This is a genomic window from Mesorhizobium sp. M0028, from assembly GCF_040323855.1.
In the GTDB taxonomy this organism is placed as follows: domain Bacteria; phylum Pseudomonadota; class Alphaproteobacteria; order Rhizobiales; family Rhizobiaceae; genus Mesorhizobium.
In genome coordinates, this window is record NZ_JAMYVG010000005.1 from 134,365 (window position 1) to 160,034 (window position 25,670).

Annotated in this window: 24 protein-coding genes; 19 read left to right on the forward strand and 5 right to left on the reverse strand. The window is 60.6% G+C overall.

Annotation, left to right across the window (positions count from 1 at the left end):
- Positions 1 to 26: 26 nt before the first annotated feature.
- The 11 genes from NKJ93_RS12940 to NKJ93_RS12990 all read left to right on the forward strand — a co-directional run bounded on the left by NKJ93_RS12940 (position 27) and on the right by NKJ93_RS12990 (position 10,585).
- Entirely contained in the window at positions 27 to 1,301 is a 1,275-nt protein-coding gene (locus NKJ93_RS12940) for an NAD(P)/FAD-dependent oxidoreductase (RefSeq protein WP_352589401.1), read from the forward strand.
- A complete protein-coding gene (locus NKJ93_RS12945) occupies positions 1,298 to 2,752 on the forward strand; it encodes an aldehyde dehydrogenase family protein (RefSeq protein ID WP_352589404.1) in 1,455 nt (484 codons plus the stop codon). Before NKJ93_RS12940 ends, NKJ93_RS12945 begins: the two co-directional genes overlap by 4 nt.
- 494 nt (positions 2,753 to 3,246) lie before the next feature.
- Positions 3,247 to 4,569 (forward strand): NAD(P)/FAD-dependent oxidoreductase, encoded by a 1,323-nt coding sequence (locus tag NKJ93_RS12950; RefSeq protein ID WP_352589633.1) that lies wholly within the window; start codon positions 3,247 to 3,249, stop codon positions 4,567 to 4,569.
- Entirely contained in the window at positions 4,556 to 4,762 is a 207-nt protein-coding gene (locus NKJ93_RS12955; RefSeq protein WP_352589407.1) for a hypothetical protein, read from the forward strand. Before NKJ93_RS12950 ends, NKJ93_RS12955 begins: the two co-directional genes overlap by 14 nt.
- Positions 4,763 to 5,059: 297 nt before the next feature.
- Positions 5,060 to 5,701 carry an NADPH-dependent F420 reductase gene (locus NKJ93_RS12960; protein ID WP_352589410.1) on the forward strand — a complete coding sequence of 214 codons (642 nt, stop codon included), beginning with the start codon at positions 5,060 to 5,062 and terminating at the stop codon, positions 5,699 to 5,701.
- Positions 5,698 to 7,197 carry an aldehyde dehydrogenase family protein gene (locus NKJ93_RS12965; protein WP_352589413.1) on the forward strand — a complete coding sequence of 500 codons (1,500 nt, stop codon included), beginning with the start codon at positions 5,698 to 5,700 and terminating at the stop codon, positions 7,195 to 7,197. The genes NKJ93_RS12960 and NKJ93_RS12965 overlap by 4 nt, the downstream gene beginning before the upstream one ends.
- The gene (locus tag NKJ93_RS12970; protein ID WP_031193870.1) at positions 7,194 to 7,964 is read left to right on the forward strand and encodes a type 1 glutamine amidotransferase domain-containing protein; all 771 of its coding nucleotides are present in this window, start codon (positions 7,194 to 7,196) and stop codon (positions 7,962 to 7,964) included. The genes NKJ93_RS12965 and NKJ93_RS12970 overlap by 4 nt, the downstream gene beginning before the upstream one ends.
- A gap of 144 nt (positions 7,965 to 8,108) precedes the next feature.
- The gene (locus NKJ93_RS12975; RefSeq protein ID WP_023718579.1) at positions 8,109 to 8,453 is read left to right on the forward strand and encodes a hypothetical protein; all 345 of its coding nucleotides are present in this window, start codon (positions 8,109 to 8,111) and stop codon (positions 8,451 to 8,453) included.
- Positions 8,454 to 8,527: 74 nt separating this feature from the next.
- Positions 8,528 to 9,322 carry a helix-turn-helix domain-containing protein gene (locus NKJ93_RS12980; RefSeq protein WP_023718578.1) on the forward strand — a complete coding sequence of 265 codons (795 nt, stop codon included), beginning with the start codon at positions 8,528 to 8,530 and terminating at the stop codon, positions 9,320 to 9,322.
- 46 nt (positions 9,323 to 9,368) lie between these two features.
- Complete coding sequence (locus tag NKJ93_RS12985; RefSeq protein WP_036244599.1) at positions 9,369 to 9,584, forward strand: YdeI/OmpD-associated family protein; 216 nt, start codon at positions 9,369 to 9,371, stop codon at positions 9,582 to 9,584.
- Positions 9,585 to 9,769: 185 nt separating this feature from the next.
- Positions 9,770 to 10,585 (forward strand): MBL fold metallo-hydrolase, encoded by an 816-nt coding sequence (locus NKJ93_RS12990; protein ID WP_352589416.1) that lies wholly within the window; start codon positions 9,770 to 9,772, stop codon positions 10,583 to 10,585.
- An 82-nt stretch (positions 10,586 to 10,667) separates the two neighbouring features.
- On the opposite strand, the gene NKJ93_RS33615 is transcribed toward NKJ93_RS12990, so the two are convergent.
- The gene (locus NKJ93_RS33615; protein ID WP_156948055.1) at positions 10,668 to 10,769 is read right to left on the reverse strand and encodes a DUF2274 domain-containing protein; all 102 of its coding nucleotides are present in this window, start codon (positions 10,767 to 10,769) and stop codon (positions 10,668 to 10,670) included.
- 98 nt (positions 10,770 to 10,867) lie between these two features.
- Entirely contained in the window at positions 10,868 to 11,737 is an 870-nt protein-coding gene (locus NKJ93_RS12995; protein WP_352589419.1) for a LysR family transcriptional regulator, read from the reverse strand.
- Positions 11,738 to 11,950: 213 nt separating this feature from the next.
- Here NKJ93_RS12995 and NKJ93_RS13000 point away from each other — a divergent pair, with 213 nt between their 5' ends.
- Both NKJ93_RS13000 and NKJ93_RS13005 read left to right on the forward strand, forming a co-directional pair.
- On the forward strand, positions 11,951 to 12,106 hold the full coding sequence (locus NKJ93_RS13000; protein ID WP_352589422.1) for a YjiS-like domain-containing protein: 156 nt from the start codon (positions 11,951 to 11,953) through the stop codon (positions 12,104 to 12,106).
- A 10-nt stretch (positions 12,107 to 12,116) separates the two neighbouring features.
- Positions 12,117 to 13,100: an aldo/keto reductase gene (locus tag NKJ93_RS13005; protein ID WP_352589425.1), complete on the forward strand. Its 984-nt coding sequence runs from the start codon at positions 12,117 to 12,119 to the stop codon at positions 13,098 to 13,100.
- 168 nt (positions 13,101 to 13,268) lie between these two features.
- Here NKJ93_RS13005 and NKJ93_RS13010 read toward each other — a convergent pair whose 3' ends face one another.
- From NKJ93_RS13010 to NKJ93_RS13020, 3 genes are all read right to left on the reverse strand, one after another.
- Entirely contained in the window at positions 13,269 to 15,428 is a 2,160-nt protein-coding gene (locus NKJ93_RS13010; protein WP_352494506.1) for a calcium-binding protein, read from the reverse strand.
- A gap of 381 nt (positions 15,429 to 15,809) precedes the next feature.
- Positions 15,810 to 16,919, reverse strand: a complete 1,110-nt coding sequence (locus NKJ93_RS13015) for an acyltransferase family protein (protein WP_352484581.1) — start codon at positions 16,917 to 16,919, stop codon at positions 15,810 to 15,812.
- 64 nt (positions 16,920 to 16,983) lie between these two features.
- On the reverse strand, positions 16,984 to 17,832 hold the full coding sequence (locus NKJ93_RS13020; protein WP_352589428.1) for a class I SAM-dependent methyltransferase: 849 nt from the start codon (positions 17,830 to 17,832) through the stop codon (positions 16,984 to 16,986).
- 428 nt (positions 17,833 to 18,260) lie between these two features.
- Here NKJ93_RS13020 and NKJ93_RS13025 point away from each other — a divergent pair, with 428 nt between their 5' ends.
- The 6 genes from NKJ93_RS13025 (at position 18,261) to asnB (ending at position 25,669) form a co-directional block, all read left to right on the forward strand.
- Positions 18,261 to 18,971 carry an AAA family ATPase gene (locus tag NKJ93_RS13025; RefSeq protein WP_023718570.1) on the forward strand — a complete coding sequence of 237 codons (711 nt, stop codon included), beginning with the start codon at positions 18,261 to 18,263 and terminating at the stop codon, positions 18,969 to 18,971.
- 89 nt (positions 18,972 to 19,060) lie between these two features.
- A complete protein-coding gene (locus tag NKJ93_RS13030) occupies positions 19,061 to 20,341 on the forward strand; it encodes a hypothetical protein (protein ID WP_352589430.1) in 1,281 nt (426 codons plus the stop codon).
- 278 nt (positions 20,342 to 20,619) lie between these two features.
- Positions 20,620 to 20,853: a Trm112 family protein gene (locus NKJ93_RS13035; protein ID WP_084642590.1), complete on the forward strand. Its 234-nt coding sequence runs from the start codon at positions 20,620 to 20,622 to the stop codon at positions 20,851 to 20,853.
- 337 nt (positions 20,854 to 21,190) lie between these two features.
- Positions 21,191 to 22,414: a glycosyltransferase family 4 protein gene (locus NKJ93_RS13040; RefSeq protein WP_352589433.1), complete on the forward strand. Its 1,224-nt coding sequence runs from the start codon at positions 21,191 to 21,193 to the stop codon at positions 22,412 to 22,414.
- Entirely contained in the window at positions 22,411 to 23,667 is a 1,257-nt protein-coding gene (locus tag NKJ93_RS13045; protein ID WP_023718567.1) for an O-antigen ligase family protein, read from the forward strand. The genes NKJ93_RS13040 and NKJ93_RS13045 overlap by 4 nt, the downstream gene beginning before the upstream one ends.
- A 4-nt stretch (positions 23,668 to 23,671) precedes the next feature.
- Positions 23,672 to 25,669 carry an asparagine synthase (glutamine-hydrolyzing) gene (gene asnB, locus NKJ93_RS13050; RefSeq protein WP_352484587.1) on the forward strand — a complete coding sequence of 666 codons (1,998 nt, stop codon included), beginning with the start codon at positions 23,672 to 23,674 and terminating at the stop codon, positions 25,667 to 25,669.
- Position 25,670 lies beyond the last annotated feature (1 nt).

Genomic DNA, 25,670 nt, shown 5'->3' on the forward strand with positions numbered 1-25,670 from the left:
TCAAATCAACACTGGTGGTCAAGAAAATGAAGTTTACCTCTTATTGGCTGGATACGTCTCAGCGGTTCAATGAAGGGTCGTCCAAACCGCTCGAAGGCCACTATGACGTGGCGATTGTGGGCGGCGGCCTGACCGGCTCCTCGGCCGCGCTGGCCCTTGCCAAAAAGGGCGCCAGGGTTGCCCTGTTGGAGGCCGAAACGATCGGCAACGCCGCGTCCGGCCGCAATGGCGGGATGTGCAACAACGGCTTTGCCCAGAATTATGCAATCATGGCTGGCAAGCACGGCAAGCCCGCCGCAAATGCGCTCTACAAGGCTTTCGACGCTGGCGTCGATATGGTTGAGCGGTTGGTGCAGGAAGAAAAGATCGACTGCAGCTTCTCCCGCGTCGGCAAGCTCAAGCTTGCCGCCAAGCCCGAGCATTACGACATGCTGGCGCGCAGCCAGGAACTGCTGGCGGCCAATGTCGATCCCGAAACGAGGATGATCGCGCGCGACGACCTGCGAACCGAAGTCGGCACCAACCGCTACCATGGCGGGCTGCTCTTTCCCAAGAGCGCGGGCATGCATGTCGGCCGGTTCGTCCGGGGCATCGCGACCGCCGCTGCCCGGCGTGGCGCAGACGTCCATGAACGCTCGCCCGTAATGGCGATGCGCAAGGTTTCAGGCGAGCATGAGGTAACGACGCCAAAGGGCAAGATCGTCGCGCGGCAGGTCCTGTTGGCGAGCGGCATTTCCCAGGTTGGTCCGCTCGGCTGGATCCGCCGGCGCATGATCCCGGTCGGCGCATTTCTGATCGTGACCGAGCCGCTATCGCCCGACCACCTTAAGCGCCTCATGCCGACCGGGCGCATGGTCGTCGACACGCGCAATCTCGTTGTCTACTGGCGGCTCACGCCGGACAATCGCCTTCTGTTCGGCGGGAGGGCGCGCTTTGCCGTGTCCAATCCTCAATCCGACGAAAAAAGCGGCCGGATACTGAAGGCGGCGATGGTCGAGGTTTTTCCGGAACTGGCCGGCACCCGGATCGATTACTGCTGGGGCGGCATGGTCGATATGACCCGCGACCGCCTGCCGCGCGCCGGAGAGCGCGATGGCATCTATTACTCAATGGGCTATAGCGGACACGGGACCCAGATGTCGACGTTGATGGGCACCATCATGGCCGACGTCATGGACGGGCACCCCGAGCTCAATCCCTGGAAGAATTTCGACTGGCCAGCGATCCCCGGTTATTTCGGGCGTCCCTGGTTCCTGCCGATTCTCGGCGCCTATTACCGCATGAAGGACCTTGTAGGGTGATGACGCCCCTCGAACACCTGTCCCGCAATGGCCACCTGGACAGGTTTTTCATCGACGGTCAATGGGTCGAGCCGAGCGGCACCGCGACGGGCGTCGTCGTCAATCCCGCCACAGAAGAGGTCGTGAGCCAGTTTCCGCTTGGCAATGGCGAGGACGTGGACGCGGCCGTTGCAGCGGCTCGCAGGGCATTCGCCACCTGGAGTCGGACCACGCCAGAAGATCGCGCGGGTCTGCTCGATCGCCTGCAAGCGCTGCTTGAGGTGCGCGGCGAACTGCTGGCTCAATGCCTGAGCCTCGAAATGGGCGCGGCGATCGGCTATGCGCGCAGCGCGCAGGTGCCGCTGGCGATCACGCATGTTAAGGTCGCTCGCGATGTGCTGACAGCCTTTCCCTTCGTCAAGCAGCGGGGTCAAACCGCCGTCACTCACGAACCGATCGGTGTCTGCGCCTTGATCACTCCGTGGAACTGGCCACTTTACCAGATCACCGCCAAGGTTTCGCCGGCGCTCGCGGCAGGCTGCACGATCGTGCTGAAGCCGAGTGAGCTTTCTCCCTTGGACGCCCTGCTGTTCGCCGAGTCGATCGAGGAAGCCGGCTTCCCTGCCGGGGTTTTCAACCTCGTGCAAGGTGACGGTCCAGGCGTGGGTATGGGTCTCGCCTCCCATCCAGATGTCGACATGATCTCCATTACCGGGTCCACCCGCGCGGGCATTGCTGTGGCCCAGGCGGCAGCGCCAACGGTCAAGCGTGTCGCGCAGGAACTCGGCGGCAAGTCGCCGAACGTGATCCTGCCGGACGCCGATCTCGATCGCGCCGTTTCTCTGGGCGTAGTCGCCGCCTTCCGCAATCTCGGCCAGTCATGCAGCGCCCCGACGCGCATGATTGTGCCACGCGTGCTGCTCTCCGAGATCGAGGAAATCGCCAAGGGGGCCGCGGCCCAGATCGTCGTCGGCGATCCTCTTTCGGAAGCCACAACTCATGGTGCAATCGCCAACCGCGCCCAATTCGATCGCATCCAAACCATGATCGGCGTCGGCATTTCTGAGGGCGCCAGGCTCCTCACCGGAGGACCGGGTCGTGCGCATGATCTGAACGTCGGGTTCTATGTGAAGCCGACCATTTTTTCCGACGTGCGTACGAGCATGCGCATTGCCCAGGAAGAGGTCTTCGGGCCAGTTCTCTGCATCATCCCCTACGCCACAATCGAGGAGGCCGTCACCATCGCCAACGACACGGTGTACGGCCTGGGGGGCCATGTGCAGGGCGAAGATGTGAACGCCGTCAGGGACGTGGCCTCACGGATTCGCTCCGGTCAGGTGCATCTCAACTACCCGGCCTGGGATCCGCACGCCCCGTTTGGCGGTTTCAAGCAGTCCGGAAACGGACGCGAATATGGCATCGAGGGCATGTTGGAGTATCTCGAGGTCAAATCCATCCTCGGCTATTTCTAGGCGACATCTTCACCCAGCGCAGACGGCGGGATGCCGAGCAACATGGGCAATCCGGGCTCAACCCGGCGATGTATCGGCTCAGGAACCGGATCGGACGACCAGTCTGGCTCTGTCGTCGGGACCACATCCGTGTGACCGGACAAAATGCAGCCGGCGACGTCAGGCGGGCCTACCGTTGCGAAAAGGTCGCTACCGTCGCGCTGCCGGGCCGGGGCAACACAATCGCGGCAGCGCCGCAGCTGGCGGCATCTTGCTGGAGTCCACGATTTCCCCATTGAGCCTGCCAAGGACCGTGGGAAAGACACGAGGCGCAGCGATTTTTCGGCAGTCCACGGAGCACCAGGACAGTTCGAGTGGGAAAACTGACACTACGAAAGAAGCGCGCGTTCCGTGTCACGATATTCGGCGAAAAATACCGAAAATCGGCGCCAGTTGGAGCATTTCTGCGGCACCAATCGCCGATACTGCTAGCTCCATTGATCGCCGAGGCCGCCATGTCCCCTGTTATCCACCAAATCAGTAGCGATAAAGCGCTACCCGAGTCAGGAGACGTCGTGGTGGTCGGCGGCGGGATTGTCGGCGCCAGCGCAGCCTATTTCCTGGCGCGGCGCGGCCTGTCGGTGGCGCTTGTCGAAAAGGGGTATGTCGGCTGCGAACAGTCGAGCCGGAACTGGGGCTGGTGCCGTCGGCAGAACCGCGATGCACGTGAGTTGCCGCTTGCCAATCTGTCGATGCGCCTGTGGGAAGAGCTCACCAAAGAGATTGGGCACGACCTTGGCTTCCGCCGTTGCGGGCTCACCTATGCGACAAACGATCCGAAGCGGCTCGCCGAATGGGACAAGTGGCGCGAGGTTGCGCGGCGGTTCGACGTCAATACGCGGATGCTTACCGCCGCCGAGGCTGCTGCCGCCGTTCCAGCGGCGGGCGGCAAATGGCTGGGCGGCGTCTACGCAGCAGACGATGGCAAGGCCGAACCCTGGCTTGCCGCCCCTCGGATCGCCGAGGGCGCGCGCAAGCATGGCGCGACTATTCATCAGAACTGCGCGGCACGCGGCCTGGATATCACCAATGGGCAAGTGAGCGGCGTCGTCACCGAGAAAGGCCTTATCCGCACCAGCGCGGTGCTATGTGCCGCCGGCGCCTGGGCTTCTGCTTTCCTGCGCATGCATGCGGTTTCGCTGCCGCAGGCCAGCGTCCGTCAGACCGCCTTACGGACCGCTCCTGCACCGGATTTTGGCGAGGCTGTCTATACTTCCGACTTTGCCATGACGCGCCGGCTCGATGGCAGCTACACGATCGCGGTCAGCGGCAGGGCGACCCTCGAGATCACGCCGCAGGGGATCCGCTATGTCCGCCCGTTTCTGCCGATGTTCATGAAACGGCTGAAGGCCGTCGAGATCGGCATAGGCCGCTCGTTCTTCCAGGGCCCGGAAACACTCCGTCGCTGGCATCTCGACAGGCCGACCCCCTTTGAGCGAATCCGCGTCCTCGATCCTGCGCCGGACAAGCGAATGGTGGCAACCATCATGACGCGGGTAAAAGCCCTGTTCCCCACCGTTGCCGATGCCGGCGTCGTGTCCTCCTGGGGTGGATATATCGACTCCACACCGGACGCCGTACCCGTGATTTCACCGGTGGACAGCATCGGTGGAGTGTTCGTCGCCGCAGGCTGTTCCGGACACGGCTTCGGCGTCGGCCCTGGAATTGGCCATCTGGCGGCGGATCTGGTCGCAGGTGACGCGGCAAGCGTCGACCCGACTCCATTCCGCCTGTCGCGCTTCACGGACAGATCGAAAATTGAAGTTGGCGACTTCTGATGCAATTTTGCCGCGTAGCGGCAGCAAAGAGCGCTGGGTCTGGCCGCATATCTACGGGCTCAAGCGCGATCTGGACCGTTTCGTGACCGCTATGGCCGATGCGGTCGCACAGGTGCATCGCAGGGAACTCGCACTGCAGGAGCTGACGGTCGCGGATACGTGCGGCCAGGCGATCAGAAGATGGGCGAGATGATCCGTGATCTTCCTGGCAACTATGCCGCGGTCTTCTGGCAAATCATGGCTCGGTATTGCAACCCAAGACCTGGAGAGCGCCGTCGACGGAGCCGATGAACTGGAAGAAACCGCCAACGTCTGCTGCAAGGCGCCGGAAGAGGATTCTCGCGCGAGACCAGGTTGATGAACTGGTCCAAACATCCGGTTCCGCCGCCGATCCATGTGACGAGTGCGCCCGATCGTGCAAGGGCAATTCGTGAAATAAGCGCGACTGCAATGGTGCTAGGCAAGCCCGACCGCGTGTCGGGAGGCAGTTGTGAAAGTTGCGATCATCGGACCAGGCTCGCTCGGCAAGGCCTTGGCGAAATGTCTTGGCCTCGCCGGGCACGAAATTCGCCTCAGCTTCAGTCGTGACGAAGGCAAGTTGCGCGCAATCGCGGCAACCCTCCGTGTTGACTTCGGTGCCCCTGACGAAGTGGCGAGATGGGCCGACGTAATTGCCCTGGCGACGCCATGGCCGGCTCTCGAGTTGGCAATGGACGCGCTTGGCGATTTGTCGGGCAAGATCGTCTGGGACAATACCAATGCAGTCGCGCCTGATCTTTCCACGATGCTGGTCGGCACTACGACGTCGGTAGGCGAGGAGGTTCAGAGGCTCGCGCCGGGCGCGCTTGTCGTCAAGTGCATTCCGACCTTTGCCGAATTGCTTGACAGGGATGATCCGCGTCTCAACGGCGATCCGGTAACGAGCTATGTCGCCGGCAATGACGCAGATGCCAAGGCGGCGATTTGCCGGCTTCTCGCCGATCTACCGACAATGCCGGTCGATGTCGGCGATCTCACGGCCTCGCGCCTGATCGAGCCGATGATGCTGCTATTGGTCCAACTCGCCTATCGGCGCGGGATGGGGCCGAGAATTTCCTTCAATCTCATTCGACAGGACGGGACCGGTTCATGACTGATTATCTACCCGCGCGGCGCAAGGCGATTCCAGTAGGACGTCTGCTGATCGATGGCCAATGGCGCGATGCTGTCAGTGGCGAGACGTCGACGACTTTTGATCCGACCACGGAGGCGGCGATCACCAATATTGCGAAGGCTGGCGTCACCGACACAAGCGATGCCGTCGCGGCCGCGCGGCGGGCTTTCGAGCAAGGACCCTGGGCGCGGATGCATCATGAGGAGCGCGCGAAGGTCCTGTTCCGCATCGCCGATCTGTTGGACGAGCGCGCCGAGGATTTCGCGGTGCGCGAGGCGATGGACATGGGTATGCCCTATCGCGATTTCCGCGATATCATCATGCCGCACTGCTCGGGACTGTTCCGCTTTCATGGCGGGCTCGCCATGAGCGCAATGGACGGCGCCTATCGTACCAGCTACGAACCAAATATCAGGATCCTGACGCGGCGTGAGCCGCTCGGCGTGGTCGCTGCGATCACCCCGTTCAATTTTCCCCTCGCGCTGTCCTGTTCGAAGATCGCGCCGGCACTCGCGGCGGGTAACACGGTCGTTCACAAGCCTGCGACCGACACGCCCCTGACGGCCCTCGCCTTGGCGCAAGTCATCCTCGACGCAGGCGTGCCGCCAGGCGTCTACAATCTCGTCACCGGCCCAGGCGGCACCATCGGCGACGCGCTGGTCAACGATGCCCGCGTCGACAAGATCGCCTTCACCGGGTCGACCGCCGTTGGCCAGGGCATCATGCGCAACGGTGCCGGGACGATGAAACACCTGACCATGGAGCTCGGCGGCAAGAGTCCCAATATCGTTTTCGCCGATGCCGATATCGATGCCGCGATACAGGCAGCCTTCTGGGGCATCTTCTGGAACAAGGGCGAAGTCTGCGTGGCCGGATCGCGCCTGCTGGTCGAACGCGCCTGCTATGACGAGGTCGTCGAGAAGCTGAGCGCCATGGCGAAGTCGGCGACGCTCGGCGATCCGCTGGACCCTGCGCCGATGATCGGGCCGATCGCGTCGCGCGGCGAGTATGACAAGGTCTTGAGCTATATCGAAGAGGGCAAGCGCACCGCGCGACTGACCGCGGGCGGCGGCACCCGCCAGGTCAACGGCAAGGGCCTTTTCGTCGAGCCGACTATCTTCGCCGATGCGACCAACGACCTAAGGATATCGCGCGAAGAGATTTTCGGCCCCGTCCTGCCGGTGATTCCATTCGACAGCGAGGAGGACGCGATCCGGATCGCAAACGACACGAGCTACGGGCTCGCCTCGGGCATCCAGACCAGCGATCTCGGCCGCGCCTTGCGGCTCGCCGACCGGATCAAGGCAGGCACGGTCTGGCTGAACTGCTGGCACAAGTACCATACTAATGCGCCGTTCGGAGGCTTCAAGATGAGCGGCTATGGCCGCGAGCAGGGCCGCGAGGCGTGGGAAAGCTACACCCAATACAAGACGATTTGGGCGAATCTTGGCGAACCAGTCGAGATGGCGCGATGAGCGTGCGTGATCCCAACCCACTCGACCCGCTGCATCCAAAGCGGGTCGCGATGGTCCTTTCAAACCCGGCTGTATCAACCACCACAGGCTGGCCGGTCGGGTTTTGGTGGAGCGAGTTAACTCATCCCTGGCTCGCCTTCACGGAGCGCGGATACGAAGTCGCGATCTTCTCGCCTGAGGGCGGCAAATGCGAGGCGGATGTGTTGAGCGACCCGCGTGATCCGTCCGGCTATTCGGATACGGATCTGATCTCGCTCGGTTTCCTGTCGACGCCGAAACTGGCGGCGCTGGTGGAGACGACCCGGCCCATCGCAGAGCTGTCGTTCGACGCGTTCGACGCGATCGTCGTCGCTGGCGGCCAGGCGCCGATGTTCACCTTCCAAGGCGCGACTGAGTTGCAGCGGCTGTTCGTCGCCTTTCTTGCGGCCGGCAAGGTCGCGGCCGCCTTGTGTCATGGCGTCGCGCTGCTGCGCTACGCGCGCCTCTCAACCGGCGAGTTGCTGGCCAAAGGGCGCACTGTCACAGGTTTCGCCAATGTCGAGGAAGACTTCGCCGATAATGCCGTCTGGGAGATGGGCGCGCTGCCGCACGGTACGCATCTGATGCCATGGCGGATCGAGGATGAGATGCGTGCGCTCGGCGCGAACTATATTCAGGCCGGGCTGTGGCGCGATTTTGCCGTGCGCGACGGCAATTTGATCACCGGCCAGCAGAACTTCTCCGGAGCTGCGACCGCCCGTCTTGTCATCGAGGCGCTCGGTGGCTGAGGACCAAAGGCCGCTCCTGTGGGTGAACTTCGGGAGTCAAACTCGCGGTCAGGACAGCGATGCCAAACGACATCGGCCCAATAGATTCGGGGCCCGTCCAAGAACTCCACTTCAAACAACCATTATCAGCAGCGAGGATGAACCATGGCCGTAGTGACGACACTTGATATTGCCGGCCTGACGGCCGAAGATTATAGCCGCATCCTCGATCGGATCGGCGTGGAGAAACGGCCCGCTGGCGGCATCTACCAGCACATCGCGCATGCCACCGACGATGGCTATCGCATCATCGAGATATGGGACGACAAGGCAGGCCTGGAACTCTTCTTGCAGGACACATTGTTTCCCGCCGCACAGGAACTGCAAATTCAGCGTGAAATGACCATTATGACCCAGACACTGCACAACATCTTTGTGCCCCGGATCGGTGACCTGACTGCCCTGGCAAATGATGCCCCTGGTGGACCAGTCAAACGGGCAAAAGTGTAGGCGTCAAGGATCGAGGATGCGGCGATCGATCATCGAAGTCCTGGAGGAACTTGCGTCCGGACGCCCGGTACACGATGGTGACCGCGGCAAGTGCAAAGAGGTTGTTCTTTCCTGCCGGCGACTATCGCCATGCACCGGCCGGAGTCGTTCAGCTGCGTGTGATTCGCAGCGGTTCATCCTATGCAGAGATCGATCTTGGCCGCGGGCTGCGGCGCGTCTTCACGCGCCCCGGTGATCTGCTGCTCAGTCTTCCCGAGCGGGCCACGCGGTTCAAGATCGAGGAGCCGCGAGAGCTGACGATGATCACCGTTGACTCCGCGCTGGCGTCAAGGCTCCTGGTATCCGCAGCCGGGACCCTTGAGGACCTGGTGATCCTGACCGATCGACCGATACGCGATTCGCTGGTTGCCGAGTTGTGCCGACGCCTCGAAGGCGACCCGCCAGCCAATGCCATCGTCCGTGAATGGACGCTGGGCCTGATTTTCGTGAACCTGCTCCGTCTCGGGCATGCACGCCAGCGGCGGCAGAAATCTCCGCTCCTGACCTCGCAGCGGTTCGACCGGGTCCTCGCTGCGATTGACGGCGATCTGGAAAAGGGGATCTCGATCGACCATCTTGCCGGAATCTCGGGAATGCCACGACGCGTCTTCACCGCCGCCTTTCGCGAGGCGACGCAATTGCCGGTACATCAATTCATTTTACGCCGCCGCGTTGATCGCGCGGTCGAGCTTTTGGAAAATAGCGATCTGCCGCTGGCCGAGATTGCTCAACATGCGGGTTTCACTCACCAGGCCCATATGAATCGCGTCGTGACCCGATTGAAAGGGCTGTCGCCAGGCCGGCTGCGGTCTCGCAGGCGCGAGGGCTGACTTGTGATCTATTCCATCATCAGAATTCGAATAGCGGAGACGTGATTTGCTGAAACGTCCGTTGGCTAAAATGCCCGACAGTTTGCGTGCAGAGCTCGAGGCCGCAAATCTGATGCCTGCTTTCAAGCAACGGCCTCCCTATCAGCGCAATGATTACTTGCACTGGATCGCGCGCGCCCGTCACCCGGAAACACGCCGAAAGCGCATAAATCAGATGATTGAAGAGCTTACGAAGGGAGGAATCTACATGGGCATGCAATAAGAGCTGGCATCGCCACGAAGCTAGCAGGTCGGTCAACGATCATTTTCCAATCCGTCGCTTATCGAGATCTGATGCTTTCCGGATTGATCTTCACCGGTTTCCCCACGACTTTGCGTAGAGGGTGCAGAGAGCCAATAGTGACAATCGAACCTATCCTCCATTTTCGTTTGCGGCAGGTGGCCTTAATGATCGTGACATCGCAAAGCAGCAACGTGCTTGGCAGCACGTCGGGAAGGTGGCGCGTCTGGTCGCTCTCGGACGGTTACATCGAGATGCCGGCGGACCTTCTGCGGGATCCGCAGGATAATCCGGTGCCGCAAGCTGCGCAGGCAGGGGCGCTTCGCCTGTCTGTCAATTGCTTCGCCCTTGCAGGTCCAGGCGTTGACGGCGTTCTTATCGACAGCGGAGGAGGGGGCTGGGCCCCGACAGTGGGGCGTCTTGAGCAGGCCATGGCGGAAGCCAGGATTGACCCGGCTTCGATCACGGTCTTGGCGCTCACCCACGCCCATCAGGATCATGTGCACGGACTTTTGACCCCCGACGGCCGAGCGCTCTTTCCAAACTTGAAGGCGATCGTAATTCCCGAGGCGGCTGTGGAGAGCTTTTTCGCTTACGCGCACCTTGCGCAGTTCCGGCCCCTGCTGAAGCCCGTCCAGAATGGCGACCAGGTGGGTGAGCGATTGAGGGCGGTCGCCCTGCCCGGTCATGCTGCCGGCCATACCGGCTACGCGTTCGACGCGGACGAGGACCGTTTCCTATTCTTCGGGGACATCGTTCATGTGCCGGCCTTGCAGTTCGGCAATCCCGCGTTCAGTTGGGGCTATGACGACGATCAGCTGACCGCGCGCGCAACCCGCCTAAAGGTTTTCAGTGACGCGGCCGAGGCGGGGACGTGGATCGCCGGCGCGCACCTTGGCTGGCCGGGCATCGGTCGCGTGGCGCGTAAGGGCGAAGCATACGGCTATGAGCCGGCTCGAGCGATGCCGCCGCGTTCAAAGTGATACCGCATCTTTCCCGTCGCGCTGTGCCTTGGCTAAACCTCGATCCCTGGCCATGAAATGCTCTATCACGAAGGAATGCGCTTTATGGGACGGGAGACGTGTTTGCCTGGCTCCAGCGCAGGACTTCAGCATAAGTGACCAACGCCCGATGCACCGCCGCCGAAAGCTCTTGCGTCACCTTCATTTTGGCACACGAAAAGATCAATTAAATCAACGGCAGCGGCATCTCGTCCGGCCCACCAAAGTATTCTTGATCCACTGCGGCCGATCGACACCTGAGGCTTACCGGAACGGCGTCTCGCCACGAAACAGCGGCTGGTGCGCCCGCATCAAGGCGACAATCCGGTCGGCGACTTTTCGTACCGGCGGCGAGTGACGTTCCTCGTGATGGGTGACGATCCATTGGTCGGTTTCGAGTTCGGGGATAGGCTGAGCGACGCGAACCAGCCGCGGATCACTGTCACCGACGAAGCACGGAAAGATCGAAAGGCCGGCGCCGGCGGCTACCAGTTCGCGCACCGAATGGGTGTTGTTGCCGCGAACGGCGATGCGGTCGCCGTGGTGGGCTTGCAGCCAGCGCGCCGAGGCAATGTTTGCCCCTTCGCCGGTGACGCCGACGAACAATCCGGCGGCGATGCCGTTGATCAGGTGGCGTCCGGAATAAATGGCGTGGGCGACCTTGCCGCTCAGACGGCCGGCCAGCCACTGCTCGGTCGGGCGCTCGCTGCGGATGCCGATGTCGGCGGCGCGGCGGCCGATGTCGACCCGGTCGGTGGTGGTGACGAGTTCCACCCTTATGCCATCATCGACCGTCCAGATCTCGCCGATATGGGCGGAAACGAAGGCCGAGGTCCATGGCCCAGCCGAGACGCGGACAATGCGGTCGGGCAGGTTTCCCTCGCGCCAGCGGGTCAGCGACTGCATTGCTGCCTCGACGTCTTCGGCGCGCCGCAGCAGTTCTTCCCCGACCGGGGTCAGCCGGTAGCCGGTCTGCTGGCGCACGAACAGCGGTTCGCCAATCTGCTTTTCGAGCGCGGTGACGCGTCGTCCAAGGGTGGCTGCGCTGAGGCGCGTGGTTCCCGTCGCTGCGCTCAAGCCACCCAGCCGCGCAACGTCGAGAAACAACCTCAGATCGTCCCAGCCAATATCCATTTTGCAGAAATGAAAAACTCCTTGCGACCGTGGCTGTAGCGCGAAGCGGGCATCGCGCGCAAGTATGCAGGAATTGGAGGCGTTGGATATAAGCGCCTCGGCTGGCCAAGAAGCGAGCGCCATCTTTTCGATCGAGCATGCGATTCGCGCAGATGCTTTGCGCTTTCGATCAACCCAGGCGCGCGGGCATTCTGCGCGCCAAAGGAGACGACCATGTTGTATGAACTTCGATACCGTTTCACCCGCTGGATTGCCTATCGCCAGACGCTTGCGAGCTTGAGGCAGGCCCCGGACAGCACACTGGTGGATGCTGGCATTTCCCGCGATGAGATCCGCGAGCGTGCCCGCCATGCCAGCCTGCGTCATTGAGGAAACGGGCATGGAGATGATGGAGCTTTGGGATGGCCGATCGGTGCCGCGCATCGGGATCGGCACCTGGGCAGCGGGGGGTGCCGCGCGCTGGCGCGACACGGCGACAATCTATGGCGAGGTCGACGATATCAGGTCGCAAGCCGCGCTGGCGATGGCCTATGACATCGGCGCGCGGGTGTTCGACACGGCTGCCGCCTATGGCGCCGGCAATGCCGAACTAATCCTCGGGCGGGCGTTGAAGGGTAAGGACGAAGCCGTCATCGTCACCAAGGTCGGCTATTTCGGCGATCCCGAAACGCGCAAGATCGCTCCCGAGGATGCCTCTGCCGCGGCGATCCGGACATCGATCGACAATTCGCGGCAGCGCCTGCAGCGCGATTTTGTCGACGTCGTGCTGCTATACATCAACGAATATCCGATCGAACGCGCCGGCGAGGTGTTCGATACGCTCGGCCTGTTGCGCCAGGAGGGCAAGATAGGCGGCTTCGGCTGGAGCACCGATCACTGCGAACGGCTTGCGGCCTACGCGCCGCGCGAGGGTTTCGTCGCCGTAGAGAACGACTTCAATGTGTTTACCCCGGCGAACGAGCTGATGGCCGTTGCGGCGCGCGAGCACCTCGTCTCGTTCAGCCGGCTGCCGCTGGCAATGGGACTGCTCACCGGCAAATACACGCCGGCCATGAGGCTGCCCACCGATGACGTGCGCGGCGGGAATGCCGATTGGATGGTGTTTTTGAGGGATGGCGCCGCCAACCCGCAGTATCTGTCAAGGCTCTCGGCAATCCGCGACCTGCTCACCTCGGGCGGACGCACGCTTGCGCAGGGTGCGCTCGGCTGGATCCTCGCCAAGTCGGCAATCGCCTTGCCGGTTCCCGGCTTCACGCGGCCCGAGCAGGTCGCGGACAATCTCGGTGCGCTGGAAAGAGGGCCGCTGCCGGCAGCGGTGATGGCCGAGATCGACGCCGTGCTGAAAATTGCCGAGACCGCTTAGTGTTGCGAATCCGAAATTCGCATTTGGTGATGATGCCGACCAACTTCGATCTCTCCGATGTCCGCCGGTATCTTATCTTCCCTTGGCCAAGCTTCCGTGGCGCAATTGAACAAAGACGGAGCGGCGGACCCGACTCCATTTGAAGGTCCGCCACTCCGGGTTTTCAGATCACAAAGACTGATGCTGCCACGGGAAATGGGTAGCGAGCTGCGCTTGAGCTGCGCCGCCGACTTCATCGCTGTCGATAGAGAGCGATCCGGTTGTACTGTCAAAGATGATGTGGTGGGAACCATCATCGGCGGCCGTATCAGCAGAGGAAGCATGCAATGAAAGCCCGCCCGACTTAAGCTCGGTAAGAGCGGGTTGATCGAGGTGGAGCTTGTCCTGGAGCTTGCTGAAGTCGAAGGCGTCGTTGCCTCCGTGGCCGGACATGATCTCGGCGGCGCCATTTTTTGCCTGGGCGCCGACATTTTCATCGGGCTGGACGGTCTGCGCGAACCCGTGGCGAACCAGGCTGGTTGCCGTTGTGTCGGACGGGTCGTTGGTCGGGAGAAGCTCCGAGCCGGCCGAAAGAGAATGGTTCAACGCAGCCAATATGCGGTCAACGCTGCTGCCCTCGCTTACCTTGTCGCCGGCATTATCGTGGGTGGTGTCAGTCGAACTGCCGTCGCTGGCAAGGAGGTGCGAAAGCGCGGTCTTGCTATCACTGCCATCGCTTGTGGTGGCGCCGGAAGCGGCGGTATCAGTCGAACTGCCATTGCCAGCGAGGAGGTGCGAGAGCGCGGTCTTGCCATGACTGCTATCGCTGATGGTGGCGCCGGAAGCGGTGGTATCAGTCGAACTGCCATTGCCGGCGAGGAGGTGCGAAAGCGCGGTCTTGCCATGACTGCCATCGCTGGTGGTGGTGCCCGAAGCGGCGGTAGCAGTCGAACTGCCGTCGCTGGCGAGGAAGGGCGAAAGCGCGGTCTTGCCATGACTGCCATCGCTTGTGGTGGCGCTGGAAGCGGCGGTATCAGTCGAACGGCCATTGCCGGCGAGGAGATGCGAAAGCGCGGTCTTGCTATCACTACCATCGCTTGTGGAGGCGGCGGTGTCGGTCGAACTGCTATTGCCAGCGAGGAGGTGCGAAAGCGCGGTCTTGCTATGATTGCTATCGCCGGTAGTGGTCTCGGCAGGGGCAGTCGCAGTCGAGCTGCTATCGCCGGTGATGGCCCCGGAAGGGGCGGTGGCAGTCGAGGTGCTGTCGCTGGGGGTGGCCCCGGACGGGGCCGTGGCAGTCGAGGTGCTGTCGCTGGGGGTAGCCTCGGACGGGGCCGTGGCAGTCGGGGTGCCATCGCCGGTGGTGGCCTCGGCAGGGGCAGTCGAGGCGCTATCGCCGGTGGTGGCCTCGGACGGGGCCGTGGCAGTCGAGGCGCTATCGCTGGGGGTGGCCTCGGACGGGGCGGTGGCAGTCGAGGCGCTATCGTTGGGGGTGGCCTCGGACGGAGCCGTGGCAGTCGAGGCGCTATCGCCGGTGGTGGCTTCGGAAGGGATGCTCGCCGTAGAACTGGGATCAGTAGCCGCGGCTTCGGAAGGAGCAGTCCCTCCAGTGTTGAGATTGTGTTCCCGGAAAACGGCCTGCAGTTCCGAAGAGCTCTCCAACGCTGTGTCGCCTCGCTGCGAACCCCAGGCGTATGCGTAGTCGAAGGCGGGTGACGGAACCAGCTTGGCCCAGTGGTCCATCATGGTTTCCATCTGGGTGGCGGTGGGCACGACATATTTGCCACCCATGTCGGTGTTATAGTCGCCACCTCCAAACGTCTGGTAGCCTGGAATGATCTGGCTCGTCGGGATGCCCGATGCCTGAGCGGCGGCGACGAATTTGTCGATCATGTTGTAGTCGACCGCGCCATCCGTGCGGACAGGATAGACATCCACGCCGTAGTAATCGATACCCGTACTGGCGGGATTGTAGGTGTTCGAAAAATCTGGATTCGCCGACGTCCCCAGGCTCATCATCGTGATATAGGTCTTGGCATCCGGCACATTGGAATGAATCCAGTCGGATTCTGCCTTCAGATTTGCGGCAGAGGCGTAGGTACCCCATTGGCCGGTGGGATCCGGCTCGTCAACCAGGAAGAATCCGAACAGCTTTGGATTACCGATGAAGGGCGTGACCTTGTCGACAAAGGAGGAGGTTACTCCGTCGGTTTCGTTCAGATAGACCATGCCTTTCATACCGTCCGGCAGCGCATTGAGTTGGTCAACGGATGAAACGTCAGCCAGATTGAATCCGGCTTGAGCAATTTCCGTGCCCGATCCACCTGACGTGTAATGCAGAGTTGTCATCCAATATTCCTTTTTCTGTTTCGACAGCGCCCTACCTACAGACTGCGTATATTAGCGCCAAATCACATACCGGCACCCCGTGAGAGAAACTTTGATCGTAAGTTGATACACACAGTGCGACCTTCTCCCCGATAAGCCCTTCGATGCGGTGCCAGGTCGCAAGAGAGTCTTGCGCCATGTGCCGGACCTGGCGTGCGCTATTTGGAGTGCGCTTCGCTGCTCTTGAAGCCTCGTCATGCGGGGTGCTGGGGAATCGGCTGAGCCGTCAATGAAACCGGAAGCGGGACACATCCAGTGTGCCGTACAGCGTGCCAAGCCCGGATACCCCGGTGTTTCGCGATTAACGCGAATCTTTCTGGGACACCCGCCGAGCGCCTCTGATCACGATGTTCGTGCGGACGAGGTTGGCCGGATTGGCTGCGAGGCTGGTGCAAGGCGATATATCCCAGACACCAGAGCGCGAACGAGCGGCTTGCGTACCGGCGTCTCGATGAAGCGCCAGACGAGAAAAGAGGCAAGAAGAATCCCGGCAAATACAACGAAGAATGCGGCGTTCTTTCCGACATGCGGCGCCAGCGCGTTAAGCGAGATGTAGCCAATATACTGATGCAAAAGATATAGCGGATAAGTCAATCCTCCGAGCATCATGACAACCTTGGATGGAGCAATCACGGAGCGGAGCAGTATCGCGCCAGAGAAGACTCCGTAGACCACTATATTGGCAGCGAGGAGAGCAGGATACGAAATGGCAGCGCCAAAGTGCTCATGCATCCAGTTGTGAGAGAAGATTATGGTCTGGCAAGACACCAGGAATGCGACGGCAAGAAGCAGGAACGCAGCCGGCGAACGGCCCCTTGCAACGATGTCTTCCGCGAGGATGCCGGCGGCAAACAAAGGCGCATAGTTTGTAATAAAGAGAATGCGTATCACCGCGTTCTCAAAGAAGAACTCGTTGCTTGCCGAAATTGCGAGCCAGATGGCAGCGATAGGTATTTTCCAGCGCTGAAAGGCACCCGCAAAGATCAGCACTGCAACCCAGCCGTAGAACAGGATCTCGAGCATGATCGACCAGTAGGCCCCATCCATGGATGGTCTGCCGAAGAGGCGGGCGAACATAGAGAGATTGGCTACATAGGTCGCAATATCGGTCGGAAAACGCTGGTCTTTGGCGACGACGAGAACAACAAAAGTTGCGGTCATGCAGACGAGGAATCCGGGATAAAGCCGGGCGAAGCGGGCGACCGCGAATTCCTGCCAGGTTCGACCTTCGGCCGACCACGCGATGACGAAACCGCTGATCAGGAAAAACAGATTGACGCCGAGATAGCCATAGATGGCGTAAGGTGCTGCGGCAGGATATTCCACATCGAGACTTCCGGCGATCGCGCCGCCAAAAAGATAATGATAGAGCACGACCGCGAGGGCTGCGGCCAAGCGCAGCAGGTCGAGTGATGCCATGCGCGCCGGAATGGCCTTGCCTGCCGGTTCCACAGCCACCTCCCGTCGCCGTTTCAGCTTTTGACACCCATCAGCGGCTTGATCCGCAATGCCAGTGCTAACGCAAAGGCTGCAAACCGGCGGCAGGCCACGCCTTTACCTTCTCAAGTACGAACAGCTGCTCGCAGGACAGGAACCGGAGGACGCTGAAAGAGCGTACCAGTTCGAGCCCCGCCTCTGCGAAATCCTGTCGTGCAACGTTAAGATTGACGGGATGAGGCGCCGACAGCCTTCCGGTGATTATCTTCCGCAGCCTTAGTCGCATTCTCTGGAGGCGGGTGCCAACGCCGTAGGATACGATCAGACGGCGGCTGGCAACGCGCGCGAGCTCCATGATAATGTCGCGCCTGAGATGTGGCGGGATAAGATGGATGAGGCGAAGACAGACCACCGTGTCAAAGCTTTCGTCGGCGAACGGCAGTTGCGTCACGTCACATCGGATGAATCCCCGAAATCCGGGCTGACCTTCATATGCTGACTTAGCCAGGGCCATCATTTCCATTGAAATGTCTGCAGCCAGCACCTGACAATCATGCCGGCCCAGCACGCCAGCCAGCTTCCCGGTTCCGCATGGGATATCGAGCACCTGGGATGGAGGCGGGCTGCACCTCTCCAGCGCCTTGGCGATGCAGCGCTGCTCCCGTCGCGCAATGACGTAGGATGCAATTGTAGACAGCTTCAAGCGGCCTGCATATCCGTCCAGGTACCAGCTCGCAAAGCTCGGATCCTGATATCTCTGCTTTGTTGGGAGATCATAGGCCGCGGCCGCGACTTCGGCGTCGTAACTAGTAGGCATAGCGGCTGTAGCCCCTGCTGACGGATATGACTTGAGGTCCTCGCTCATCTGCCCGCTTTCATACGATTTCTCCTGAGATGGAATCGAAGATTTTTTGTCCAACCTATTCATTGGATGCCCCACCAAGCTGTTCTATTGGCGATAGAGGCGGCAAAAGATCAGTTCTGGGTGGGGCCATCGCAGAGGTAAGGTTTCCAGATGGCTGGGTATCTCGCATCCCCCGAACGGATGAGACATGCCGAACTTATGACTACTGAGCCCCGTGGAGGTGCGCTGGGGCATTGGGCTACTGCACAGCCCTGTCGGGGACGGAACGGCAAACGGATGGAAGGCAATCGGGAAGGATAGTGACCGAAACGCACTCCTTCCGTTCACGATTATGGCCTTCGTCGATATCCTAACGTGACCACACCGTCATTCATACGGATGGCGCGAATTCCTGGCTCGTCGGCTAGACATCCCGGGAAGAGATGGGCGTTCGCTTCAGCAAATGGACATAACATCACTGCCGGAAGGCTTCCCTCAGTCTGGATTGAAAGATGATCTTGGAGCTATTTGGGCCGTCCGGTGCTGGTAAGACGACGTTGGCGTGCGAGCTGGTGCACGTTCTGCGAGCTCAGGGCTACTCTGTTGTTTTGCAGACCGGCGACCGTCGACACCCGGTTAGAAGAGCCGCCTTCAAACTAGTCTCCGGCTTGCATTCAAAGTGGATTGGACAGCGTTCTCTCGGTGCAGAAGTGCTTAAGATCCTTCCACCCAAGAATGAGCTGTGGGCCGCTCGTCTGAACTGGCATCTTGAAGCTCTTCTACAAGCCTGGCGCGCGGCAATAGCGTCCAAGGACACGATCTCAATTTTTGACCAGGGTATGGTGCAATTCGTGTGCTCGCTGGTTTTGTTCAGCGGCATAACGGATCGTGAAAGGGTGTCGTGCGCCCTCGAGCTTCTACCCAAACCGGACCTGCTTGTCCGATTGCAGGCGCCACGAGAGATTCTAGAGGCGCGGTTGAGGGAACGCCGGCGTAATCTCGGCATCATTCAGAAGTTCCTCGAAGTTGATCTGCAGAGCAGTCTTGATCATATCGACCACGTTAATCTTATCGAGGAACAACTTGGATCGTTCCCGGTACCGACAACTTGCGTTGAAAGCTTAGATTCAGACGGGCTCGCTGCCGCCACCGAAATAATAGCGCGTGGAGTAATTGACAAGTTTGGCGCGGCGCGGGCGAAATTTAAAAGGGTTGAAGCTTAGAGAGATACGGTTTTGAAGCGTCGAGAAGAAGGTATCCAATAAAAACGGAAATCGAACTATTGAGACGGAACCGCGTGAGTTGACACGACATGCGCTTTTTTCGCTACCAAATTGTCTTGGCGTTGACGCTAGCTGCCAGCGCGACATCCATAGATCTGCGCGGAGCGGTGAGTGAAGAGGATGTGGCATCGACAAAGTTCGTCGCGCCGGTGGCCATGGACCTGCCTGATTACCTGCACCCGGCGAAGGATGCGGCATTTGGCACAACTTTCACGCGAATAACCAAACCCGGAATCCTCGGCGCCGGCGTCGCATGCGGGAGCAAATATTGCAGCCACCGCTATTCGAGCGCTCAGGCCTGGAATTCGGATCAGAGCCTTCTTGTCATCAGCAACGGCTGCGGCGGCTTATGCTTCCTGGATGGGCGCACCTACGCTCCGCTTTTTCGCCGTGTTCGATCGATCGAATGCGAATGGCACCCTCGCGATCCCCACCTGATGATCTGCGTCGGTGGTCGGAAAATCTCGACGTGGGCGCCACGCACCAATCATGAGGAGGTCCTGTTTGTTTCGACTGACAGTAGCGATCTCCAGTTCGGCCCTTATAAAGGCAATCCGAGCCGTGACGGCAGCCGTATAGCCGTGCGCGCGGTTCGCGGGGACGGCAAAGCGGTCGTCTTTGCCTACGATCTCAAACAGCGGCGGAAGTTTCCGGAAATCGATCTCGCACAGCTTGTCGGGACCAACAGCGCCTGCTCAATCTCGCCGCTAGGCGTCAACATCTTATGCATTCAGTACCTAAAAGACGAAACTGAACAGACGTTCATCTTTTCGGTTGACGGCGTTCTGCGCCAAAAATGGACCGAGCATCATCGGCCTGGCCATGGGGACATGACGGTCGATGCCGACGGCAGCGAAATCTATGTGGGGATCAGTAAATCCGATCCGGACATATTCCAGGTGGTCAAGCGAAGGCTGTCAGATGGGAAAGTCACCTCGCTGATGAGATATGGCGAAGCACAGCATGCATCGCTCAGGTCACTGGACAGGCCGGGTTGGGTGTTCCTTAGCTATTCCGGCGACCCGGACGAAGTATCGAAATATCCGAATTGGGCGCCGTATGCGCGGGAAGTCATCGCGCTGCGCATCGACGGCAGCGGAGAGGTTCGACGTATTGTGCAGACGAAGAACGCTCCATTCGACTACTGGAGTGAGACCCACGCCTCGCCGTCCCCAGACGGTTCACAGGTGGTCTGGTCAAGCAATTGGGGAGTACCCGGCGGTCCGGTTTACGATTTCGTCGCCCGTATTGACTGGCCGGAACGGTCAAACACTGGCTCGAGAGCATTAACCGCGAGCGGTCTTCAATAACGAAACCTTCCGGTCACCTATCACGGTTGTCTCCGATCGTGCTTACCCATTGTGCGTTCAACACCTCACCTCCAACTTCGCCGCCACGCAGCTCCGTTCAATGTCAATTCATTCAAACAGACGACGACAGGTGGCCAAGCCTGCACCTACCGTGAAAGTGCAGTTTGCAAGGCTTATGACACTTGCCGGAACTCTACGATTTACAGAAATGACTCGAACGTCGGGTGATGGCTTTTGTGCGAAAGACGCTCGCGTCGGAGCCGAGAAAGGAATAGCAGATGGATGCGGATAGGCGAGCCGAAGAGAATGCCTCTTTCAATCCTGAGTTGTTGAAACGGTTAGTATGCCCAGTGACCAAAGGCTCACTTGCCTGGGATGGGGATCGCGACGAACTCGTATCGAAGAGCGCAGGACTTGCCTACCCGGTACGCGACGGCATTCCGATCCTGCTAGCATCGGAGGCACGGGCGATCATCTCCCGCGTGGTCAAACTTCGCGCATCCAGAGGATGAGCTAGCCGCGCAAATTAGGCGGCATTCCGACGGCAACCAGCACCAAGACAGGAAAGTGCCGCGGAGCGCGAGCCGTTTGTCAACGGACCACTCCGTGCTCGGGCATCTGGGCAGTGCCGACCTTTTTGATGCAACGCGCGGCTACCTGAACCGGCTGGGCACGGCGATCCGTTTCCGGGACACGGTGTGTGTCATTCAAACAGACGAGGACAGTGGCAAGGCCTGCCCCTACCGTGATCTTGGGCGTGATGGGTAACGAAACCAACACTATGAAAGCAAATTCAACGGCCGGCCACTTCGCGCGATCGGGCTACGGCGAACGGTCAGGAGACGCAGGATGAATCCGCACCTCGTGTGTGTTGGAGGCGAGGATCACGCCCTGCGAATCCCCTTCCTGATGTCGCTGCGAGAGAAGGGATTCCAGGTTACTGCGGTTTCGAGCGGCGGTGAAGCCGCATTCCTGCGGCATGGCATTCCGCATCGCAGCTACGGTTTCGACCGCTTTTCCAGCAGCAGCGGGGAATGGGCCGCCATCAAAACCATTCGAAAGCTGATGGCGGAACTCCGGCCGGATATTATCCAAAGCTTCGACACCAAGCCCAACCTGGTGACGCCACTTGCGGTGCGCGGGAGCGTTCCAGTCGTGCGCACAATCAACGGTCTGGGCTGGACGTTCTCGTCCCTGGAACCGCGCGCCCTGGCCCTGCGCCCAATCTTTTGCGGACTGCAATGGCTTTCGTCCTTATGGACGGCCGCTACGGTGTTCCAAAATCGGGACGATCAGTCATTCTTTGAACGCTACCGACTGATCATACGTGGCAGCGGACGAGTGATCCGCAGTTCTGGAATCGACGTCGATGCGTTCGCCATGGCAAGGCATCTTGCCCCGTCGGCGATGAAAATGCGCGAGGAGCTTGGGCTCCAATCCGCCGAGATCGTAATTTTTGTCGGCCGGCTAACTCGCCAGAAAGGCATCCCGACACTCCTCAAGGCAGTCCCTCGCATTTTGGCTGAAAGGCCCTATGCCCGTTTCGTGCTTGTCGGGCCATTGGAATCCGAGGGCCCATTTGCGGTGGACAAGGCGGAGATTGATCGACATGCGCCCCATGTCATCGCCTTGGGCCCACGACGCGACGTTCCTGCCCTGCTTGGCATGGCCGATCTGTTCGCCTTTCCGACACAATATCGCGAAGGGATTCCGCGCGTCCTGCTGGAGGCAGGGCTTGCAGGATTGCCTATCGTCGCCTCAAGGATGCCTGGCTGCAATGAGGTGGTCGAAGACGGATGGAACGGCCATCTCGTCCCACCGCACGATCCGAACAGCCTTGCATCTCGAATTATAGACCTCTTGTCCGACCGCCGGAAAGGAAGGACCATGGGCGCTCGCTCTGTCGAGCTGGTCCGGACGCAGTTCTCGCTGCCCTGGGTGGTCGAGCAATATTGCGATCTCTACGACAATGTCCTTAGCGCCAAATCCCATGGCGGCTTCGCTCGACCGGCGTCGCCCGCGTTGCTTGAAGAGGCTGCTGCAAACCGCGCATTGGGTGGAGCGCGCCGATGATCCGCGACGCGTTGCTGGCCTGCGGCGTTGCGATGTCCTATGCGGCGCAGCTCACCATTCCGGGAGTGCCACTCGGCTATGGCGAGCTGTTTCTCGCGCTTTGGATCATGCTGTCGATCGGCCGGGTGCTCGCCGGCGGTCATTTGGTAGTCAGGCCCGCCCTGATCCGTGTCGCGGGCTTCTGGCTGATCATGACGCTTGCTCTGGGGATTGGCACCATCGTCGGCTATCTGACCACGGTGCTGTACCTGTCGGTGGTGATGCACGATATGATAGCCTACCTGCTGCTGATCTGCGTCACCTGCCTAGCCGCCGCGGAGCCCGAGGCTGATCGTCATCTGCGCAGTACTGCCTGGTGGGTGGTCGCGATCGCGAATGCAGGCTTTATTGTTCAGCTGGCACTTGGATGGGGTTGGATCCACCAATCCGGCGTCGATCCGTGGTACTGGGATCGCTTCCGCGGCTGGTCCGAGAACCCGAACCAGCTCGCGCTCTATTGTGCACTCTTTGGCCCATTCGCCTTGCATCTTGCGACGACCACAAGCAATCCGTGGGCGAGATTGGCCGGGCTCAGCAGCCTTATCCTGACCATCTATATCGGAAGGCTGACGAAGAGTGATACCTATCTGTACACGACGGTCCTGGCCTGCTTGATATTTCTTGGGCTGCGGGTTCGGACATGGCTCGCAACCGGTGACGGCAAGGCCAGCTTTTCCCGGCAAGTTACCCTCCTGTTGATGATTGGCTTCCTTCCGTTGGCCTTGTCGATGACGCCCTACATTCTCACGGAAGCGGGCAGCGTCGAACAGTTCGCCTTAAGTCTCACCAAGGACAAGGGCGGCGACGCAACCGCCGAAACCGCCGCACTTCGCCTCCATCTCTGGGGAGATGCATTGGGCAAGGGCCTGACGTCAGGATCCCTGGGCCTTGGTCCTGGGCCGCATCTGGAGCGCCCGCCCATTTCCTACAGCCAGTTTCTGCCCCGGCCTTTCGAGGCTCACAACACGATTCTCGATCTATACACTCAAGGTGGTTTGATTGCGGTCCTAGCCCTGGCCTGGATTGTCGGCGCGGCGGCTTTATGCGCATGGCGTGCAAAGCTCGATGCCCTGTTCGTGCTCGTCGTGTCGATCGTTATCTTCGGGATGCCACATCTGATCATCCGCCATCCAATCGTGTGGTTTGCGCTGACCATTTGCCTTGTTGCCGGAACGCCGCAAACGGTTTCGGCAACCTCGAGCGACCGGAGGTGATGGCATGTGTGGGATTGCCGGAATTCTCCTTGCACCCGATGCAGCCAGTGCCAGGCCGCTCACGGCCATAGGGCAGATGACGACGGGCCTTCGTCATCGCGGGCCTGATGGTGAAGGCTTCTGGGTCAACCGTGAAGCCGGCATCGCCTTCGGCCACAGGCGTTTGGCTATCGTCGATCTATCGGAGGCGGGACGCCAACCAATGCATTCGGCAAGTGGCCGATATGCCATTACGTTCAACGGCGAGATCTACAATTTCCGCGATCTGCGCCGCGAACTTGAAGGCGCTGGCCATCGGTTCCGTGGCGCCAGCGATACCGAAGTCATGCTGTGCGCAATCGAGAGTTGGGGTCTCGACACCGCACTGACGCGCCTCGCTGGCATGTTCGCATTTGGATTGTGGGATCTGAAGACCAGGACCCTCCATCTCGCCCGCGACCGAATGGGCAAAAAGCCGCTCTATGTTGCTGCAACACGCGATGCGCTTGTTTTTGCCTCCGAGTTGAAGGCGATCAATCGTTTTCCAGGGTTCTGTCAGGAGCTCGATCTCGACGCGGCTGCGACGATGCTTTCGAAGGGATGGGTGCCGGGTAACAGTTGCATCTGGCAAGGCGTATTCAAGTTACCTCCTGGCTCGGTTCTGTCTGTGACGGCGGCAGATTTTGCCGAGGCGCGCAGTGCCGCATCCCTTTCGCAACGCGTCCGACACTGGTGGTCGCTGCCTGAAGTCGCCGCGAACGGTCGACTGAATCCAATCGCCGGCACCGACGAAGAACTGACCGACGAACTCGACGACCTGCTGCGACTTGCCGTTCGGGAACGCATGGTAGCCGATGTGCCGCTGGGTGCCTTTCTGTCTGGTGGCATCGACAGCTCCGCCGTTGTGGCGCTGATGCAGGCTCAGTCGCCGAAGCCGGTGCGCACATTCACGATTGCTTTCGGAGAAGGCGGGTTTGATGAGGCTCCCCACGCCGCGGAGGTTGCGCGGCATCTGGGCACCAATCATACTGAACTACACCTTTCGGCCGCCGCTGCGCGCGAGGTCATTCCAGAATTGCCGCAGATCTGGGACGAGCCGTTCGCCGACGAATCGCAGATACCAACTTTGCTGGTGGCGCGGCTCGCCCGCCAGCATGTTACCGTGGCCCTGTCAGGCGACGGTGGCGATGAATGCTTCGCCGGTTACGCCCGCCACTTCATGGCGGCGCGGTTGAAACGACAGCATGCGCTGCCGTCGCCGCTGCGTCACACGCTTGCTGCAGGGGTCGAATTGCTGGCCCGTGCGGCGCGCTACGATCTCGTCAGCAAGCTGCCGCTTTCGGCGAGTGCACGGCTCGCGCTGCGGAGCGATCGGCTGCACCGCCTCGCTCGGCTGCTCGCCGCAGCAGATGAGGACGAATTGTATCAACGGCTGACCGGAGTATCGACCGAGAGCCTCACACTCCACAAGCCGCCCACATCAATTCAAGAGTCACCCCGGCTTGATGGCCTGCTGTCCCGTCTCTTGTACGACGACATGGCCGGCTACCTGCCCGACGATATACTGGTGAAGTTGGACCGTGCCAGCATGGCCAACAGCCTCGAGGGCCGGTGCCCGCTTCTCGACCATCGGGTTGTCGAATTCGCTTGGCGGCTGCCCGCACATGCGAAGGTTCGCAATGGCAAAGGCAAGTGGATACTTCGTCAGTTGCTGAGCCGCTATCTTCCGCAACGGCTGATCGACCGGCCGAAGCAGGGTTTCGATGTTCCCATAGCGGTCTGGCTGAGAGGCCCGTTGCGCGACTGGGCCAGCGATCTGGTCGCCGATATGCGCCTCTCCGGAGATGGGATCTTCGACTTTGCGAAGGTCGCGATGTGCTGGCGCGACCACCTTGACGGAACACAGGACCATTCTCGTGATTTGTGGCCCGCATTGATGTTCCAGGCCTGGCGCAACGAGGCCGGGCGGCCCCCAGGGCCGGCAACGGGCATGTCTACAGTGCTCGAACTGACAGGAGTATAAG